This window comes from Streptomyces sp. BE303, assembly GCF_036290945.1.
GTDB lineage: Bacteria > Actinomycetota > Actinomycetes > Streptomycetales > Streptomycetaceae > Kitasatospora.
This window is the reverse complement of record NZ_JAQYWZ010000360.1, coordinates 1-16,957: the sequence shown is the minus strand read 5'-3', so window position 1 is coordinate 16,957 and position 16,957 is coordinate 1. Positions and strand designations below refer to the sequence as shown.

Below are 16,957 nucleotides of genomic sequence, written 5' to 3'. Positions count from 1 at the left end.
GAGGCGTAGGAGGCGCCGCCGCCGCCGTGGACGTGCAGGTCGACGAAGCCGGGGACGACGGTGTACCCGGTCAGGTCGAGGTCACCGGCCGTGGTGGCGCCGCCGAGACCGGCGATCCGGGTGCCCTCGACGGCGAGACGGCCGTGGCCGACCACCCCGCCGGGCAGGACCAGCCGGGCACCGGCCAGTGCAGAACGGTCCGCTGTCACGCGGTCACTACCTCTCTGGGGGACGGGCCGTACCCGTGTGCGGGTCTGTTCGACGGTCACCCGCGGCCACGACGGCTCGGGGTCCCGCTCATGTCCTGGGCGATGCCGGTCCCGTAGGAGACGAGCGGGAGCCCGACGTACCCGGGCACCCGGAGAGAGCTCTCGAAGGACGTTCACGCGAGGCGCCGAACCGGTGCGGCGCCCCTTTGTCCCGCTGTGGTCAGCGGTTGGCGAGGATGCCCAGCAGGCGGGTCACCTCGGCTGCCACCGTGTCCCGGGCCGGCCCGAGGTAGGTGCGCGGATCGGCGGCGTCGGGCCTCGCCCGCAGGCGGTCGCTCACCGTGCGGGTGAAGAGCTTGTTGAGATGGGTGGAGATGTTGACCTTCGCCATGCCGGCCGCGACGGCCTTGGCGAGGTCGGCGTCGTCGACGCCCGAGGAGCCGTGCAGGACCAGGGGCACGTCCAGCGCGGAGCGTAGCCTGGCTATGAGGTCGAGGTCCAGGGCCGCGTCGCGGGTGAGCATCGCGTGGGAGCTGCCCACGGCGACGGCCAGTGCGTCGACGGCGGTCGCCGTGGCGAACGCGAACGCTTCGCGGGGGTCGGTGCGGACACCGGGGGCGTGCGCGCCGTCCTTTCCGCCGATCTCGCCCAGTTCGGCCTCGACCCAGACGCCGGCCCGGTGGCAGTACTCGGTGACCTCCCGGGTGGCGGCGACGTTGGCGTCGTAGGGGAGCTTGGACGCGTCGAACATCACCGAGGTGAACCCGAGCTCGACGGCCTCGTGGACGAGTTCGGGGGACTCGGCGTGGTCGAGGTGGACCGCCACCGGCACGGAGGCCGTCCGGGCGAGCGCGAGGGAGGCCAGGGCGATCGGGGTGAGCGAGCCGTGGTAGCGGGCGGTGTTCTCGCTGATCTGGAGGATGACGGGCAGGGCGGCCTGCTCGGCTCCGGTGACGATCGCCTCGGCGTGTTCGATCTGGACGACGTTGAACGCCCCGACGCCGTAGGCGCCGGCGTGTGCGGGACCGACGATGTCGGCGGTGGGTGTCAGAGGCATGGGGGTTCTCCACGAAGGCGGTGACGGAGCACCGGGCGGGGACGTCGGGACCGCTGTCGCGGGCCGGGCGGTCCGGTCACCCGCCGGGGCGCCCCGGCTCGGCGCGGGACGGGACGGGAGGGCCGGGCCCTCACGCGGCGGCGGGGCCGAGGATCACGGAGCGGGTCAGGTTGCGGGGGCGGTCGGGGTCGTAGCCGCGGCCGGCGGCGAGGCGTACGGCGAGCCGCTGCGCGACGATCAGGTCGGCGAGCGGGTCGAGGGCGCCGGGCGCGTCGGCCGAGGTGGAGTGGAAGTGGCCGCCGACCCGGGCGACGTCGTCGGCCAGGCCCTGGGGGGCGGGGCCGAACAGCCAGGTGACGCGGCCGGGGCCGGTGATGCTGATGGGTCCGTGGCGGTACTCCATGGCGGGGTAGGCCTCGGTCCAGGCCCCCGCGGCCTCGCGCATCTTCAGGCCGGCTTCGAGGGCGAGCCCGTACGTCCATCCCGTCCCGAGGAACGTGATCTGCTCGGCGTCGCTCACCTCGGGGCCCAGTGGGGTCGCGAGGGCGCGCCGAGCGTCCTCGATGGCCTGGACGAGCGGGCGCACCCCGGCCGGCAGGGCGCCTTCGGCCTCCAGGTGGGCGCGGAGCAGGACCAGCGCGGTGGTGGCGAACCGGGTCTGGACGACCGACTCCTCGTCGGCGAAGTCGAGCACGACGGCGTGGTCGGCGACCGTCATGACGGGCGTGGCCGGGTCGGCGGTGAGGGCGGTGGTCGCGACGGAGCCCTTGATCTTCGCCAGCAGGTCGATGACCTCGGTGGTGGTACCGGAGCGGGTGAGCGCCACGACCCGGTCGTAGTCGCGGCCGAGCGGGAACTCGGAGGCCGCGAACGCGTCGGTCTCGCCGTGGCCGCCACCTTCGCGCAACTGCGCGTAGGCGTGGGCCATGAACCAGGAGGTGCCGCAGCCGATCACGGCGACGCGCTCGCCGCGGCGGGGCAGTACCTCGGCGTACGAGCCGACGGACCGGACCGCCCGCGTCCAGGTCTCGGGCTGCGAGGCGATCTCGATCGAGGTACGGGAGGTTTCGAAGGTGGTCACGCGAGTTCCTTGCGTTCGGAGTGGGTCGGAGAACGTGTCCGGTTGCAGCATGCTGTTTCACGAACACTCTCAATGTCAAGAGTTGCTCATAAGCTCGCCCAATCGAGCATTATTGAGCATTGAGTGCGACGAGGCGTCCAGGCCCGGGGTCCGGGTGGCGACGAGGCGTCGCGAGCCGGCGTCACTCGGGGCCGGCGTCGGCAGGGGTGGACGGGACCTCCTCCACGGAGATCCTGGTGAGGAGCCGGTGGTAGACGGCGGCATCCACCTCCCCGGCGACCGGGCAGGGGACGGCGGCGGCCGACAGGGCCACCGCGGTCCGGAGGATGTCCGGCCAGGCGGAGCCGGCCTCCAGCCCGGCGGCGATCGCGGCCACGCAGGCGTCGCCGGCGCCCGTCGGATTGCCGGAGAGCTGTTCGGGAGGCGCTGCCCGCCAGGTGCCCTCGGGTGTGACGGCGTGCAGGCCGTCGGGGCCGGCGGACGCGACGACCGTGCGGGCTCCCAGGGCGCGCAGCGCGGCGGCGGCCTGTGCGAGGTCCTCGCAGCCCGTCGCCGCGACGATCTCCTCGGTGTTGGGTTTGATCACGTCGGGGCGGGCCGCCAGGGCGTGGAGGAGGGCGGGGCCGCTGGTGTCGAGCACCGTGTGCGCACCGGCCGCCGCAGCCGTGCGGATGAGCTGTGCGTAGGCATCCGCCGGGAGGCCCGGCGGGGTGCTGCCGCTGAGGACGACCACGCGCGCACCGGCCGCCAGTGCGGCGAAGTGCTGCCGGAAGAGGTGCCATTCGGCCTCGGTCACGAACGGCCCGCGCCCGTTGAAGACGGTGGCGTCGCCGTCGTCGCGCGAGACGACGGCGAGGGTCCGGCGGGACTCGCCGATCACCTCCAGGAACGCGTTCCGGATGCGGGCGTCGCGCAGTCCGTCGCGGATCCGGCGGCCGGTGGCTCCCCCCACCAGACCGGTCGCCACCGGGTCGCGCCCGAGGGCGCCGAGGACGCGGGCCACGTTGATTCCCTTGCCGCCCGCCCGCTCCTGTGCGGTGTCGACGCGGTGGGACGTGCGGGGCCGCAGGCTGTCGACGCTCCAGGTGGCGTCGAGGGCGGCGTTGAGGGTGACGGTGAGGATCATCGGGCGGGTGCTCCTGTCCCACGTGCGGTCGCGGTGTGCCCGGCCGCCTGCCAGGCCGCGAGGCCCGCACCGAGGCATGCGGCCCGGTCCCCCAGTTCGGCCTGGACGACCAGGGGGCGGCGTTGGAAGGTGAGGCGTTCGACCAGCCCGGCGCGCACGGGGTCGAGCAGCAGCGGGCCTGCTTCGGCGAGACCGCCGCCGAGGACGATCAGTTCCGGTGCGAGCAGGGTGGTGGCGGTCGCCAGCGCTTCCGCCAGCCCCGTCGCCGCACGCTGCCAGACCTCCCGCGCCACGGGGTCGCCCTGCGCGGTCAGGGCCGCGACGTCGGCCGCGCCGGCCACGGCCCGTCCGGTACGCGCGGTGTAGGCGGACGCGACGGCGGCGGCGGACGCCATGGTCTCCAGACAGCCGGTGCCGCCGCACGCACACGCCTCCGTCCCCGACCCGACGACGATGTGGCCGATCTCGCCGGCGTATCCGCCGGCCCGGACCGGCCTGCCGTCACAGACGAGAGCTGCGGCGATGCCGGTGCCGATGGCGACGAAGAGCACGTTCTGCGCTCCCCGGGCCGCCCCCAGGGTGCATTCGGCCACGCCGCCCGCGCGGACGTCGTGGCCCAGGGTGATGGGCAGGCCGGTGCGTTCCTGCAGGAGCGTGGTGAGGGGGAGGTCGCGCCAGCCGAGGTTCGCCGACCAGACGGCTCGCCGGAGGCCGTCGTCGACGATGCCGGGGACCACCACGCCCGCGTGGTGCACGAGCAGTCCGCGCTTGGTGGCCATGCGGTCCAGGGCGAGCAGGGTGTTGGCGATGGTGTCGAGGACCGCGTCAGGCCCGTCGGCGCGGGGCGTGGGCCGGTGCACGGTGTCCAGCGGCCGCAGGCTGTGGTCGAGGACCGCCCCCTTCATGCCGGTGCCGCCGACGTCGAGGGCGATCACGCACCCCTGGGGGGCGGGGCCGGGGGGCCGGGCCGCCGGGTCGGCGTGCTCACGCCGGACGCCGAGCGGGGGGAAGTCTTCGGCCGGGGCCGGGGAACTGTTGCTGCTCATGGATGTCGAACCGCCCTGATGATCGAACATGCGTGATATGCGCATGGAGTATGCGGATTCGTTCAAGATGTATGAGCGAAGTATCCAGACGAGAGCCGGTGGCGTCCAGAGTTCGGCACCCGAAACGTTGTGTGGCATGCGCCAATCGCCCGCGGCACGCGGTGCGCGATGCTGCGGAGCTACGATCAACTCCGCGCATACTTCCCGGGGGGTGGCCGATCGGCCGCTCAGGCGGACCCCGCCTCTCGGTGCGCGGTACCGGAGTTCCAGGGCGAAGAGGGGATACTGCGCATGTCCAAGCAGGAACGGTGGAGCAGGCTGCTCGAACTGCTGGCGGTCGACGGCAAGCTGGACGTCGAGGAGGCGGCTACTTCGGTCGCGGTGTCACCGGCGACCATCCGGCGCGACCTCGACGAGCTGGCCGAGCAGCGACTGCTCGTCCGCACGCGCGGTGGCGCGATCGCGCACGGCGTCTCCTACGAGCTCCCGATGCGCTACAAGTCCTCGCGGCGTGTCTCGGAGAAGCAGCGCATAGCGATCGCCGTGGCAGAACTTCTGGGCGAGGGGGACGTCGTCGGTCTCAACGGCGGCACCACCACCACCGAGGTCGCCCGGGCGCTGGTGCTCCGGGCGGGCGGGGGGCCCTCCGAACGCCCGGAGAGCACCTCGGGGCCGATGTACACGGTCGTCACCAACTCCCTGAACATCGCCGGCGAACTGGCGGTCCGCCCGCAGTTCAAGCTCGTGGTGACCGGTGGCGTGGCGCGCCCCCAGACCTATGAACTGGTCGGCCCGCTGACCGAGGGCGTGTTGAACCAGGTGGTGCTCGACGTCGCCGTGCTGGGGGTGGACGGCGTGGACCCGCGGCTCGGCGTGATGACGCACCACGAGGACGAGGCCGGCATCAGCCGGCTCTTCGCGGAGCGCGCCCGGAAGGTGATCCTCGCGACGGACTCGTCCAAGATGGGCAGACGTGCCTTCGCCCGGATCTGCGGCCTGGACCGGATCGACGTGCTCGTCACCGACTCCGACCTCGACCCCGACATGGCGGCGCGGTTCGTCGAGGCGGGTGTCGAGGTCATCGGCGTCTGACGCTCTCGCGCCGCACCCGCGCCGCCGGAAGGGTTCGCCCACCCTCCGGCGGCGCCGCCGTTTCCGGGGGGCACGGCTCACTCCCGCTCCGCCGGGCTTCCGCGGCCGGGCCGCGCGGCCGGCGTCCGCGCCCGGGGTCCGTACCGTCCGGGGCCCGCGCCGGCCGGAGCCCGTACGGCGGGGACCAGCGGACGCCGCGGCAGAACCCTCCGGCGTCCGAGCCGCCCCCCTTCCCTCCCGTGGGGGAAAGTGGCACCGTCGAGCGGAACAGCCGCGGTACCCGCAGGCGTCCGTGGTCGATCACGTGCCCCGACCGGAGGGCTCGCACGGCTCCGCCCGTGCCCGCCCGCGCCTCGCGGTCGCGACCAGGGCGCCGAGCGGCCCAACTCCTCGGCCCCGCGGGCCCGGCAGCTGTCCGGTTGGCATCGTTTGCGTAACAGGCCTGGTTCCCGGTCCCCTCCTCGTGTTTACTGTGCCCACAGCAGATGCTCGTTTATGAGCGAAACGCGGATGAATAATTCATCTGTGCGCATGCTCCGGAATCTGCAGCAGTTCCCAGACCCCCACTGGGCCGCGTCGTTGCGACCGGCCAGGAGACAAGGCGGTACTGACGATGAACAAGCGGTCTTTCGCGGCGGCCTGTGCCTGCGCCGTCGGCGCACTCACCCTCACGGCTTGCGGCAGCGGCGGCGGCGGCGCGTCGCAGGGCGAGGACGTCACCCTGAAGCTGGTGGCCGCCGACTACGGCGACAAGGCCTCGAACAGCTCGGCGGCCTACTGGAAGGACGTGGCGCAGCGGTTCACCGCCGCCAACCCGAAGATCAAGGTCGACGTCCAGGTGATCAACTGGAACGACATCGACTCGCAGGTCAAGACGATGATCCAGAGCGGCAACGTCCCGGACGTCCTCCAGACCGGCGGCTACGCGGACAAGGTCGCCGACGACCTGCTGTACCGGGCGGACGAGGTGCTGTCGGAGAAGACCCGCAGCAACCTGATCGACAGCTTCGCCAAGGCCGGCGAGGTCAAGGGCGTCCAGTACGGCATCCCGTTCGTCTCCTCGGCCCGGGCGTTCTTCTACAACAAGGCGGTGTTCGCCCAGGCGGGCATCACCGAGGCGCCCAAGAGCTGGGACGACCTCAAGGCCGCGGCCGAGAAGATCAAGGCGAAGGTGCCGGGCGTGACCCCCTACGCGCTGCCGCTCGGCCCGGAGGAGGCGCAGGGCGAGTCGCTGATCTGGGAGCTCGGCAACGGCGGCGGCCTCACGGACGCCCAGGGCAAGTACACGCTGAACAGCCAGGCCAACATCGAGTCGTTCAGCTGGCTGAAGACGAACCTCGTCGAGCCCGGCCTGACCTACGCCAACCCCGCGACGACGGACCGTAAGACCGCCTTCGCGGACTTCGCGGCCGGCAAGGCCGCGATGCTCAACGGCCACCCCTCCCTGATCCAGATGTCCAAGGAGGGCAAGGTCGACTACGGGGTCGCGCCGATCCCCGGCAAGGCGGGGGCGCTGAAGTCCACGCTGGGCGTCGCCGACTGGATGATGGCGTTCAAGGACAACGGCCACAAGGAGCAGGTCCGCACGTTCCTCGACTTCGCGTACTCGAAGGAGAACACGCTGAAGTTCGACGAGATGTACGACCTGATGCCGGTCACCGAGGACACGCTCCAGGAGATGACCGGCAACGGCAAGCACCAGGACCTCGAACCCTTCTTCTCGCTGCTGCCGAACGCGGTCTTCTACCCGCTGGGCGACACCGCCTGGGACGCGGTCTCCGCCGAGATCAAGAAGAGCGGCGGTACGGCCGTGAGCGACCCGGCCAAGGTGCTGGGAGAGCTGCAGAAGAAGGCCCAGGAGACGGTCTCCGACCAGTAGGCAGCCCGCGAACCGCACTGTCACGGAAGGCAGGCACTCCCTCGTGTCCCCCACATCATCCACATCAGGCTCCGGCCGCAAGGGCAAGGGCAGGGGCGGCCTGGCCCGGCTGGGGCCGCTGCCCTGGATCGGCCCGGCCGTCCTGCTCATCGTCCTGGTCGTCCTCTGGCCGGTCTACGAGATGGTCCGCACCTCGTTCCTGAAGATCAGCAGCAGCGGATTCGTCCGGGGCTCGGCCGGGTTCGACAAGTACAAGCAGTTGTTCGAGGAGCCGTCGCTGCCCTCGGTCGTCCTGTCGACCGTGGTCTGGACCGTGGTCGTGGTCGGCGCCACCATGCTGGTCTCGTTGGCGCTGGCCCAGCTCTTCAACCAGAAGTTCCCCGGCCGGCGCGTCACCCGCTGGGCGCTCATCGCACCGTGGGCCGCCTCGGTCGTCATGACCGCCATCGGCTTCAAGTGGATGCTCAACCAGACCGCGGGCGTCCTCAACACGCTGATGACCGACCTGGGTATCATCGACGGCCCCCAGGACTGGCTGGGCGACCCCTCGACGGCCTGGCCCTGGATGATGTTCGTGGCGGTGTTCGTCTCCCTGCCCTTCACCACCTACACCCTGCTCGCGGGTCTGCAGACCGTCCCCGGCGAGATCTACGAGGCGGCCAGGGTGGACGGTGCCAACCCCTGGCAGACCTACCTGCGCATCACCCTCCCGCTGCTGAGGCCGGCGTTCCTCGTCGGTGTCGTCATCAACCTCATCAACGTCTTCAACTCCTTCCCCATCATCTGGAGCATGACCCACGGTGGCCCGGACAGCGACACCGCCACCACCACCGTGTTCATGTACCAGCTCAAGAACTCCGACATCGGCCAGTCCGCGGCGATGTCCGTCGTGAACTTCGCCCTCGTCGTGGTCATGGTCGTCGTCTTCCTCAAGGCCAGCCGCTGGAACCAGGAGGAGAGCTGATGGCCCAGCCCACCATCACCCCCGCCGACACCGTCCGGCCCGCCCAGACCCCCCGCATCCCCCCGGGAGGCACCCGGCCCGGCACGCCACGAGCCCCCCGCACGCTGCGCCCGCGCACGCTGCTGGTCGCAGCCGTCGCCTGGATGCTGGCGGCCGTGTTCCTGCTGCCGTACGCGGAGATGGTGATCACCGCGCTGCGGCCGGCGAGCGAACTGCGCGACGCGACCTACCTGCCGAGCGAGTTCAAGTGGGCGAACTTCGTCGACGTGTGGCGCGAGTCGCACCTCGGGGACAACCTCCGCGTCACGCTGCTGGTCGCCGCGGGATCCACCCTGCTCGTCCTGCTGGTCGCCGTCCCCGCCGCGTACTACACCGCCCGCGTGAAGTTCCGGGGACGCAACCTGTTCCTCCTGCTGGTGCTCGTCACCCAGATGTTCCAGCCCACCTCCCTGCTGGTCGGCCTCTACCGCGAGTTCTACCAGCTGGACATGCTCAACTCGGTGTGGACCCTGATCCTGTGCAACGCGGCCTTCAACCTGGCCTTCGCCATCTGGATCCTCACCGCCTACTTCGCCTCCATCCCCGAAGCCCTGGAGGAGTCCGCCATGATCGACGGGCTGGGACGGGGAGGGGCTCTCCTGCGGATCACCCTGCCGCTGGCGATGCCCGGGGTCGTCACCGCGATGATCTTCACCTTCATCGCGGCCTGGAACGAGTTCGTCATGGGTCTGACGCTCTCCACCATCCCGGAGAACCAGCCGCTGACGGTGGGTATCAACAGCTTCATCGGCAACTACACCGTCCAGTGGAACTTCCTGTTCGCTGGCTCGGTCATCGCGATCGTCCCCGTCGTCATCCTCTTCGCGCTCATCGAGCGGAAGGTCGTCTCCGGACTCACCGCCGGATCCGTCAAGTAACCCCCCCGACCGCCCGCCCCCCGTCCCCCGACTGCGGGGGGCGGGCCCTTTCCTTTCCCCGGCCGGTCACGCGACCGGCCGGCCTCCGGCGGCCACCGCACGAAGGGGAACCCGTGGCACCACACCGCCACGGCCCCGTCCCCGGCCGCCCCCCCACGGTGGTCCCCCTCCCGACGGCCGGTCCGTGGGGGTCGCCGGTCCGGCCGACGGCCGGGGCGCCGGGGCGCCGAGATGAGCTGAGGCACGATATGAGCGACACAGTCGTCAACGAGGGGTTCCGGCCCCCGGCGGTGCCGGCCCGCCGCCGGGAACCGGCGCCGGACCACCCGGGCGCGGACCGGGGGACCGTGATCGCGCTGGAGGCGGGCGCCACCTACATCAAGGGGTACGCCCTGGGCCCCGACGGGGTCCTGCGGGACGGGGAACGCTGGTTCACGCGTCCCGAACGCGGACCGGACGCCGTGCTGGAGAGCGTCCTGACCTGCGCCGCCACGCTCGCCGAACGCTGCCGCCCCACCGCTGCGGGCGTCATCCTTCCCGGCACCGTCGACGACACCTCCGGCCGGGCGGTACGCGCCACCGCGCTGGGGTGGCAGGAGATCCCGGTCCGGGACTGGGTGGCCGAGCACCTGGAGCTTCCCGTGGCCGTCGGGCACGACGGGCGCGCGGGCGGCCTCGCCGAGGCGCACGCGGGAGCCGGCCGGGACTGCCGGGACTTCCTGTTCGTCTCGGTGGGGGACGGCATCGCCGCGGCGGTCGTCCGTGCGGGCCGGGCCGTTCCGGGGGCCCCGCACGCAGTCGGAGAGCTCGGCCACACCGTGGTCCGGCCCGGGGGAGACCCGTGCCACTGCGGCGCGCGCGGCTGCCTGGAGACCGTGGCCTCGGCCGCCGCCGTGGCCCGCCGCTACGCACGGGCGACCGGATGGCGCGGGGTCGACGTCCGGGAGGTGTACCACCGGGCGGACGCCGGGGAGCCCGCCGCCCTGGCCGTCTGCGGTCAAGCCGCGGAAGCCCTGGCCGACGTGCTGGCCACGGCGATCGGCCGGTACGCCCCCGAGCGGGTGGTCATCGCCGGCCGGTCCGTCGACGCGGGTGCCGCGCGCCTCGCGCCCCTTCAGGAGGCCCTCGCCGGCCGACTGGGGGCTCCGGCCGTTCCCGAGCTGCGGGTCGCCCGGTTCGGTGCCACGGCGGGCTGCATGGGGGCGGCCTTCCTGGCCCGGGACCTGGTGCGCGCACCCACGGACCGGTGACTCCCGCACCGCCCGGCCCGGAACTCCCCGTGCCGTGCCCGTGCCGTGCCCGTGCCGTGCCCGTGCCGTGCGTGGCGCGGTGGCGGCGGACGGTGACCGTCGGCCGGTGCGGAGGAAAGAGACCCGCGAACGGACGAAATCTACGATCGCGTAGGCCTTGACGGCGCCCGGACCCCCTGGCACCTTCATGGTTGAAGTTGCTCACAAATTGCGAAATTAAAGCAGATGCGAGCAGATTCGATGCTCTGCCGCCCTGTGTGCCGCATGTTCCGTTGACACGGCACGGGCAGCCCGCAGCGCGGCAGGATCCCGGCGGGGTGCGCGCCGGCGTCGTTCGCCGAGACCTACCCCAGCGGTCCGACGTCTCGACCCCGAGCCTCGCGCCCCCTCGCCGTCGGCGCGCATCGCGCCCCCTTCGGCCGCCCACCCGGTGTGCGGCCCCGCCTTCCCCCCAGAAGGAGTCACCCTCATGCGCTGGTTGCCCCGACGAGGCAGACGCCTCGTCGCACTCGCCACAGCCGCCGTCACCCTCCCGCTCTCGGCCTCGCTCTCCCAGGCGGCCGCGGCTCCTCCCACGCCCACCCCCGCTCCCTACGCGCTGGTGCCGCAGCCGGTCTCGCAGCAGGCGGTGGCGGGCGAGGGGTTCACCCTCACCCCGCAGACCCGGATCTCCGTCCTCTCCCGGGAGTCGGACTCGCTGGGCGTCGGCAAGTACCTCTCCAAGCTCCTGGCCCCCTCCACGGGCTACGACCTGAAGGTCGTCAAGGACACCCGGGCGCCGAAGAACGCCATCGTCCTCGACCCCGACGGCCCCAAGAAGCTCGGAGCCGAGGGCTACACCATCTCGTCCGGCAAGAACGGCGTCGTCGTCAAGGCGCACGGGGCCGAAGGCCTGTTCCGCGGCGTGCAGACCCTGCGCCAGCTGCTCCCCGCCGCGGTCGAGTCCCGCACCAAGCAGTCCCGCACGTGGACCGTCTCGCCCGTGGAGATCAACGACGCGCCGCGGTACGAGTACCGGGGCGTGATGCTGGACGTCGCCCGTCGCTTCTTCCCCGTCGACCAGGTCAAGCGCTATATCGACGAGGCCGCCGCGTACAAGATCAACACGCTGCACCTGCACCTCACCGACGACCAGGGCTGGCGCATCGCCATCGACGCCCTGCCGAGCCTCACCAAGGTCGGCGCCAGCACCCAGAGCGGCTTCACCGGCGGTACCGGCTGGTACTACACGAAGGAGGACTACAAGGAGATCGTCTCCTACGCCTCCTCCCGGTTCATGACCGTGGTCCCCGAGATCGACGGCCCCGGCCACACCATGGCCGCCCTCGCCTCGGTGCCCGAGCTGAACTGTGACAACAAGGCCAAGGCCCCGTACTCCGGCTTCGACGTCGGCATCAGCCTCTACTGTCTGGAGGACGGCACGCACGTCGGGAACGTGCGGCGCTTCCTGAAGACCGTCATCAAGGAGGTCTCCAAGCTCACCCCCGGCCCCTACATCCACCTCGGCGGCGACGAGACCCCGCAGGCCACCCCGGAGAGGTACGCCGCCTACGTCAAGGCGGCCACCGAGGCCACCGTCGGACGGGACAAGACCGTGATGGGCTGGCACCAGCTCGGCCAGTCCGCCATCCCCTCCGGCAGCATCATGCAGTACTGGGGCGAGGACGACGACCGGGAGAGCATCGGCACCGCGGAGGAGACCGAGAGCATCCGCTTCGTCCGCAACGGAGTCTCCCAGGGCGCCAAGTTCGTCATGTCCCCCTCGGACCACGCCTACCTGGACATGAAGTACGACGTCTCCACTCCCTACGGTCTGAGCTGGTCCGGGTACGTGCCGGTGCAGCGCTCCTACGAGTGGGACCCGGCGACCATCACCGGCAAGATGGACGGCACCGGCTCCATCGTCCCGGCCAAGAAGATCGCCGGCGTCGAGGCCGCCCTGTGGGCCGACCGCGCCTACGAGGGCAGCGGCTCGCTGCCGACCCCGAGCACCAAGTGGCCCGAGCCCCAGGCCTACGCCGACTACATGAGCTTCCCCCGCCTGCCCGCCCTCGCCGAGGTCGGCTGGTCCCCGCAGTCCGCCCGTGACTGGGACGGCTTCCGCCAGCGCCTGGCCCAGCACGGACCGCGCTGGACCGCGGCCGGCATCGCCTACCACGCCGCCCCGGGCATCCCCTGGCCCGGCACCGTGCGCACCGTGGAGGGCGTCCACAGCCTTGAGGCCGGCGGCGTCGCCCTGGAGAACGGCGGCTCCTCGTCCGACGGCTCCGACCTGCTGATGTGGGCACCCAACCGCGGGAACAACCAGACCTGGACCATCGCCCCGCAGTCCGACGGTACCTACACCCTGACCAACAAGAGCTCCGGCAAGTGCGCCGAGGCCACCGGCGGTGCCGGCAGCACCGTCGTCCAGCGGGCCTGCAACGGCCAGACCGGCCAGCGCTGGAAGATCACCCCGACCGCCAACGACCGGCACACCATCACCTCCGCCGGCACCGGCCTGCTGCTGACCGCCGCCTCGGCCGCCAACGGCGCCAAGGCGACCCAGCAGCCCGACACCGGCTCCACCCTGCAGCGCTGGTCCGTCGACTGACCGACCACGCCCCGGGCCACCGCCCGACCCCCGCTCCGGACGTGCCTCGTCCGGAGCGGGGGTGCGTCGGTGCCCGCCACGCTTCTCCCACACGAGCGGCACGGGCGGCACGAGCGGCACGAGGTCGCACGCCGCACGGCGGGCCGAGGCGCGGGGGCGCCCGAGCGCGGGCACCGGGAGGCCGCCGCCGCGGCGGACCGGGATTCAGTCCTGCGGTCCGCTCGTCCGGGTGAGGTCGGCGCGGGTGGTGGAGAGTTTGGCCAGGACACGCGCCACGTGGTTCTCGACGGTGCGCGGGGAGAGGAACAGGATGGCGGCGATCTCCTTGTTGGTCGCCCCGGAGGCGAGCAGGTCGCGGACCTGCACCTCGCGGGGGGACAGCCGGTCGCCGTAGCCGGCCCGGCCGCGCGGGTTGGGGGTCGCCCGGCCGGCTTCGCGCAGCAGGTGGTGGCAGCGGGCCGCGTCGGAGGTCGCCCCGAGCTGTTCGAACGTGGTGACCGGCCCGGCCAGACGGGTGATGGTCTCGGCGGGGTCGGTACGGGTGCGGGCGGCGTGCTCGGCGGCGAGGGCGGCCCGGTAGGGCCGGCCGATGCCGATCCACTGCGCCGCCGCCAGGTCGAAGGCCGCCATCGCCCCGTCGGGGTCGGTGGCCCGCAGCAGCAGGCCCCGGCACAGGTGGTGTTCGGCGACGGCTCCGGGCGCGTCGCGGCCTTCGGTGGCGGTGGCGTGGCGTGCGGCGAGGGCTTGGGCCTCGTCGGCGCGGTCCAGGGCGAGGAGGGTCTCGACGGCGGTGGGCACGAGGTCCCAGGCGTAGGCCCAGGCCTCCTTGCGGGCGAGGAACCCGAGGAAGTCGAGCGGGTCGGTGAGGCTCCGCCAGGCGGTTTCGGGCTCGTGGCGCGCGAGTTGGAGGCGGGCGGTGCCGGCGGCCGCGGCGAGCGAGTCCAGGTGCAGGCCGCCGCGGGTGAGGACCTCGCCGAAGTCGCCGGCGGCCTGGGCGGTGAGGCCGCGGGCAGCGGCGGTCAGGCCCCGCACGGTGGCCAGCAGCCCGCCGGACCCCAGGGGACTGTGGGGGTGGCGCTCGTGGAAGGCGGCCAGGCCGTGCGCGGCGTCGTCCCAGCGGCCGGCCTGCCAGTCGAGCACGATCTGGTGACAGTCCAGGTAGAGGTCCAGCACGGGCAGGTGGATGCGCGGTGCCATGGCCCGTGTCTCGGCGACGGCGGCTGCGGCCCGCGCGTCGTTGCCGACGGCGAAGGAGCGGCCGATGCTGCCACAGATGACCATGGCCGTGCCCTGGAGCACCTGCACGTCGGCATCCTCGCGGGGCAGCGACGCCAGCAGCCCGGGGACGATCGGGTCGGCCGCGATGGCCAGCAGGAAGAGACGGGCGAGGTCGAGCATCGAACGGGCCCTGGGGTCCTGGTGACCTGCCAGCAGGGCGTAGCCGCGTTCGACCATGGCCCGCTGCTCGGCGAGCGCGAACCGGCCCGTCTCCGACACGCCCAGCAGGGCGAGCAGCCTGGCGGCGGAGACCGGATCGCCTTCCCCCACCTCGGCCAGGGCGGTGAGCAGTTCCTCCTCACCGGAGAGGTCACCGGCCTGGTAGATCAGGAACATCCCCAGGCTGCTCCTGATCCCGCCGCGGACCGGAACGGGCAGACCGGGCAGCCGCAGGATCCTGCGCAGGGCGGCAGCGGTCGCGGTGTACTCGGTGCCGACCGACACCGCGTAGGCCATGGCCGGCGCCGCCCGGCCGAGTTGTTCGGGGGTGAGGTCGGGCTGTTCGAGGATCTCGCCCAGCAGCGCTGCCGCGGTGCCGTGGTCGCCGACACCGGCGGCCCCGTCGGCCGCCTCCTGGGCCCGGAGCAGCCAGGCCGCCCGGTCGCCCAGGGCGCGGGTGTGGTGGGCGATCTGCACCAGCGGCGGCGGGTTCCGCGTCTCCAGCGCGGCGAGGACGCGCCGGTGGTTCCGGGTGCGCACCGGCCCCGGGAGGCCGTCGTAGACGGCCTCCTGCGCGAGGACGTGCGCGAACCCGTAGGTGTCCGGACCCGTCTGCCGCAGGACCGCCGCGGCCACCGCCTCCTGCAGGGCGGCGGCCGTGCGGTCCTCGTCCAGGCCTGCCGCCCGGGCCAGCAGCGCCTCCCCGGCCGGCACCGCCAGTACCGCCGCGGCGTCCACCAGTGCCGCCGCGTCAGGGCCCAGCCGCCCCCTGCGTTCGGCCAGCACCTCACGCAGGCTCCGCGGCACCCGCAGCACGGCCGCGTCCGCGTCGGCCGGCGAATCCGCGAGCGTGATCAGATCCCCGCCGCCCGGCCCGGCCACCCGCTCCAGCCGGGGCGAGCCCGCGAGCGAGAGCAGGTCCTCCTCGATCACCAGCGGCAGGCCCCCGCTGCGTTCCAGCAGCGTCCGCACCAGCTCCGGCGCCGGCTCACCGCCGAGCACGTCCCGTGCCATCGCCCTCAGTTCGGCCTCACCGAGCGGGCCGAGCCGGATCTCCACGCCGCCCGTTCCCGGCGAACGCCGGAACGGCGCGCCCAGCACGGGCGCGCCTGCGGGAAGGTCCTCCGCCCGGTACGTCAGCACCATCGCCGTGTCGGCCGGCATGTCCCGGGCCAGCAGGAGCAGCAGCTCGAGGGTCGCCTCGTCCGCCCAGTGCACGTCCTCCACCACCAGCGCCACCGGTGCCACCGCCTCCAGCAGCGTCCGGACCGCCGACACCACCCGGAACCGCTGCACGCCGGGCCCGGACGCGCCCGGTACGGCCGGCGGCGGCTCCGCGGGCAGAGCGTCGGCCAGATCCGGCAGCAGCGGCGCGAGCGCGCCGGCCGAGGCGCCCAGCCGTTGCGCCGGCGGAAGCCAGGGCCCGACCCGGCGCAGCGCGTCGATCACCGGCCCGTAGGCCAGCGGTTCACGCAACGGGTGGCAGCCGCCCACCAGGACCCGCAGGCCGTCGGCGCCCAGTGCGGCCGACGCTTCGGTGACCAGCCGCGACTTGCCGATCCCGGCCTCCCCCTCCACCAGGATCACCGCCGGGCGCGTCTCGGAGACCGCGTCCACCAACGCCCGGACCTCCACCGTGCGTCCCGCGAAGGCGCACCCCCGGGCCTCGCTGGAGAGCGTTCTGCCACCGTGGTCGTCCACACCGTGCTCCCATCGGACCCGCGGTCTCCACGGCGGGACGGGGCGGGCTGTCGTGCCCCCGTCCCTCCACCGTAGCGCCGCCCCGGCAGGCGGGGGCCGCAGGTCAGGTCCCGGCGAGGACGAGCTGCCCGGTGGTCTCGTTCAGTACCAGTTGTGCGGCGGGGGCCAGTGCGCGGTCCGTGACGAAGCAGTCGATCTCCGGGAGCGTGGCGAAGGCGCTGAGGCCGACGACGTCCCACTTGCTGTGGTCGGCGACGACGACCACCCTCCGTGCCGAGGCGATGAGCGTCCGGTTGGTCTGGGCCTCCGCGAGGTTGGGGGTGGTGAGGCCGGCGCGTTCGGAGACTCCGTGGGCGCCCATGATCAGGACGTCCACGTGCAGGGATCTGATCGCCTGGTCGGCCAGTGGGCCGACGAGTGCGGCGGAGGGGGTGGGTGTGCCTCCGGTGAGGAGGAGGACGGGCGCGTTGCCGTTGCCGTTCTCCGCGGCGGTGCGGACGAGGTCGGCGACGGGGAGGGAGTTGGTGACCAGGGTGAGGCCGGGGATGTCGAGGAGTTGCCGGGCGACGGCGAAGGCGGTGGTCCCCGCTCCGACGGCGACGACG

12 protein-coding genes and 1 pseudogene are annotated in these 16,957 nt (G+C 72.9%); 6 read left to right on the top strand and 7 right to left on the bottom strand.

What is annotated here, in order from left to right; all coding sequences use genetic code 11:
• From PUR56_RS06190 to PUR56_RS06170, 5 genes and pseudogenes are all read right to left on the bottom strand, one after another.
• Positions 1–209 (bottom strand): annotated as a pseudogene (locus tag PUR56_RS06190) (N-acetylglucosamine-6-phosphate deacetylase); the annotation flags it as partial.
• A 220-nt stretch (positions 210–429) separates the two neighbouring features.
• A complete protein-coding gene (locus tag PUR56_RS06185) occupies positions 430–1,266 on the bottom strand; it encodes a class II fructose-bisphosphate aldolase (RefSeq protein ID WP_329877455.1) in 837 nt (278 codons plus the stop codon).
• Positions 1,267–1,396: 130 nt separating this feature from the next.
• Complete coding sequence (locus PUR56_RS06180; RefSeq protein WP_329877453.1) at positions 1,397–2,347, bottom strand: SIS domain-containing protein; 951 nt, start codon at positions 2,345–2,347, stop codon at positions 1,397–1,399.
• A 181-nt stretch (positions 2,348–2,528) separates the two neighbouring features.
• Positions 2,529–3,473: a 1-phosphofructokinase family hexose kinase gene (locus tag PUR56_RS06175; protein WP_329877451.1), complete on the bottom strand. Its 945-nt coding sequence runs from the start codon at positions 3,471–3,473 to the stop codon at positions 2,529–2,531.
• The gene (locus tag PUR56_RS06170) at positions 3,470–4,519 is read right to left on the bottom strand and encodes an ROK family protein (protein WP_329877449.1); all 1,050 of its coding nucleotides are present in this window, start codon (positions 4,517–4,519) and stop codon (positions 3,470–3,472) included. Before PUR56_RS06170 ends, PUR56_RS06175 begins: the two co-directional genes overlap by 4 nt.
• 291 nt (positions 4,520–4,810) lie before the next feature.
• Here PUR56_RS06170 and PUR56_RS06165 point away from each other — a divergent pair, with 291 nt between their 5' ends.
• The 6 genes from PUR56_RS06165 (at position 4,811) to PUR56_RS06140 (ending at position 13,214) form a co-directional block, all read left to right on the top strand.
• On the top strand, positions 4,811–5,611 hold the full coding sequence (locus PUR56_RS06165; protein WP_329877447.1) for a DeoR/GlpR family DNA-binding transcription regulator: 801 nt from the start codon (positions 4,811–4,813) through the stop codon (positions 5,609–5,611).
• Positions 5,612–6,224: 613 nt separating this feature from the next.
• Positions 6,225–7,490 carry an extracellular solute-binding protein gene (locus tag PUR56_RS06160; RefSeq protein WP_329877445.1) on the top strand — a complete coding sequence of 422 codons (1,266 nt, stop codon included), beginning with the start codon at positions 6,225–6,227 and terminating at the stop codon, positions 7,488–7,490.
• A gap of 43 nt (positions 7,491–7,533) precedes the next feature.
• Positions 7,534–8,454, top strand: a complete 921-nt coding sequence (locus PUR56_RS06155; protein ID WP_329948153.1) for a carbohydrate ABC transporter permease — start codon at positions 7,534–7,536, stop codon at positions 8,452–8,454.
• Entirely contained in the window at positions 8,454–9,371 is a 918-nt protein-coding gene (locus PUR56_RS06150) for a carbohydrate ABC transporter permease (protein WP_329877441.1), read from the top strand. Before PUR56_RS06155 ends, PUR56_RS06150 begins: the two co-directional genes overlap by 1 nt.
• A gap of 248 nt (positions 9,372–9,619) precedes the next feature.
• Positions 9,620–10,621: an ROK family protein gene (locus PUR56_RS06145; RefSeq protein WP_329877439.1), complete on the top strand. Its 1,002-nt coding sequence runs from the start codon at positions 9,620–9,622 to the stop codon at positions 10,619–10,621.
• A gap of 469 nt (positions 10,622–11,090) precedes the next feature.
• On the top strand, positions 11,091–13,214 hold the full coding sequence (locus PUR56_RS06140; RefSeq protein ID WP_329877437.1) for a family 20 glycosylhydrolase: 2,124 nt from the start codon (positions 11,091–11,093) through the stop codon (positions 13,212–13,214).
• A 204-nt stretch (positions 13,215–13,418) separates the two neighbouring features.
• On the opposite strand, the gene PUR56_RS06135 is transcribed toward PUR56_RS06140, so the two are convergent.
• Positions 13,419–16,352 (bottom strand): ATP-binding protein, encoded by a 2,934-nt coding sequence (locus PUR56_RS06135; protein ID WP_329948152.1) that lies wholly within the window; start codon positions 16,350–16,352, stop codon positions 13,419–13,421.
• 103 nt (positions 16,353–16,455) lie between these two features.
• A partial coding sequence (locus tag PUR56_RS06130) for a DeoR/GlpR family DNA-binding transcription regulator (RefSeq protein WP_443034439.1) occupies positions 16,456–16,957 on the bottom strand: 502 nt, incomplete at its 5' end.

What these genes read in the sequence shown, in the direction of transcription:
- PUR56_RS06175 (WP_329877451.1), bottom strand. Translation starts at nt 3,473, where the DNA reads ATGATCCTCACCGTCACCCTCAACGCCGCCCTCGACGCCACCTGGAGC.
- PUR56_RS06160 (WP_329877445.1), top strand. Translation starts at nt 6,225, where the DNA reads ATGAACAAGCGGTCTTTCGCGGCGGCCTGTGCCTGCGCCGTCGGCGCA.
- PUR56_RS06145 (WP_329877439.1), top strand. Translation starts at nt 9,620, where the DNA reads ATGAGCGACACAGTCGTCAACGAGGGGTTCCGGCCCCCGGCGGTGCCG.
- PUR56_RS06150 (WP_329877441.1), top strand. Translation starts at nt 8,454, where the DNA reads ATGGCCCAGCCCACCATCACCCCCGCCGACACCGTCCGGCCCGCCCAG.
- PUR56_RS06170 (WP_329877449.1), bottom strand. Translation starts at nt 4,519, where the DNA reads ATGAGCAGCAACAGTTCCCCGGCCCCGGCCGAAGACTTCCCCCCGCTC.
- PUR56_RS06140 (WP_329877437.1), top strand. Translation starts at nt 11,091, where the DNA reads ATGCGCTGGTTGCCCCGACGAGGCAGACGCCTCGTCGCACTCGCCACA.
- PUR56_RS06165 (WP_329877447.1), top strand. Translation starts at nt 4,811, where the DNA reads ATGTCCAAGCAGGAACGGTGGAGCAGGCTGCTCGAACTGCTGGCGGTC.
- PUR56_RS06185 (WP_329877455.1), bottom strand. Translation starts at nt 1,266, where the DNA reads ATGCCTCTGACACCCACCGCCGACATCGTCGGTCCCGCACACGCCGGC.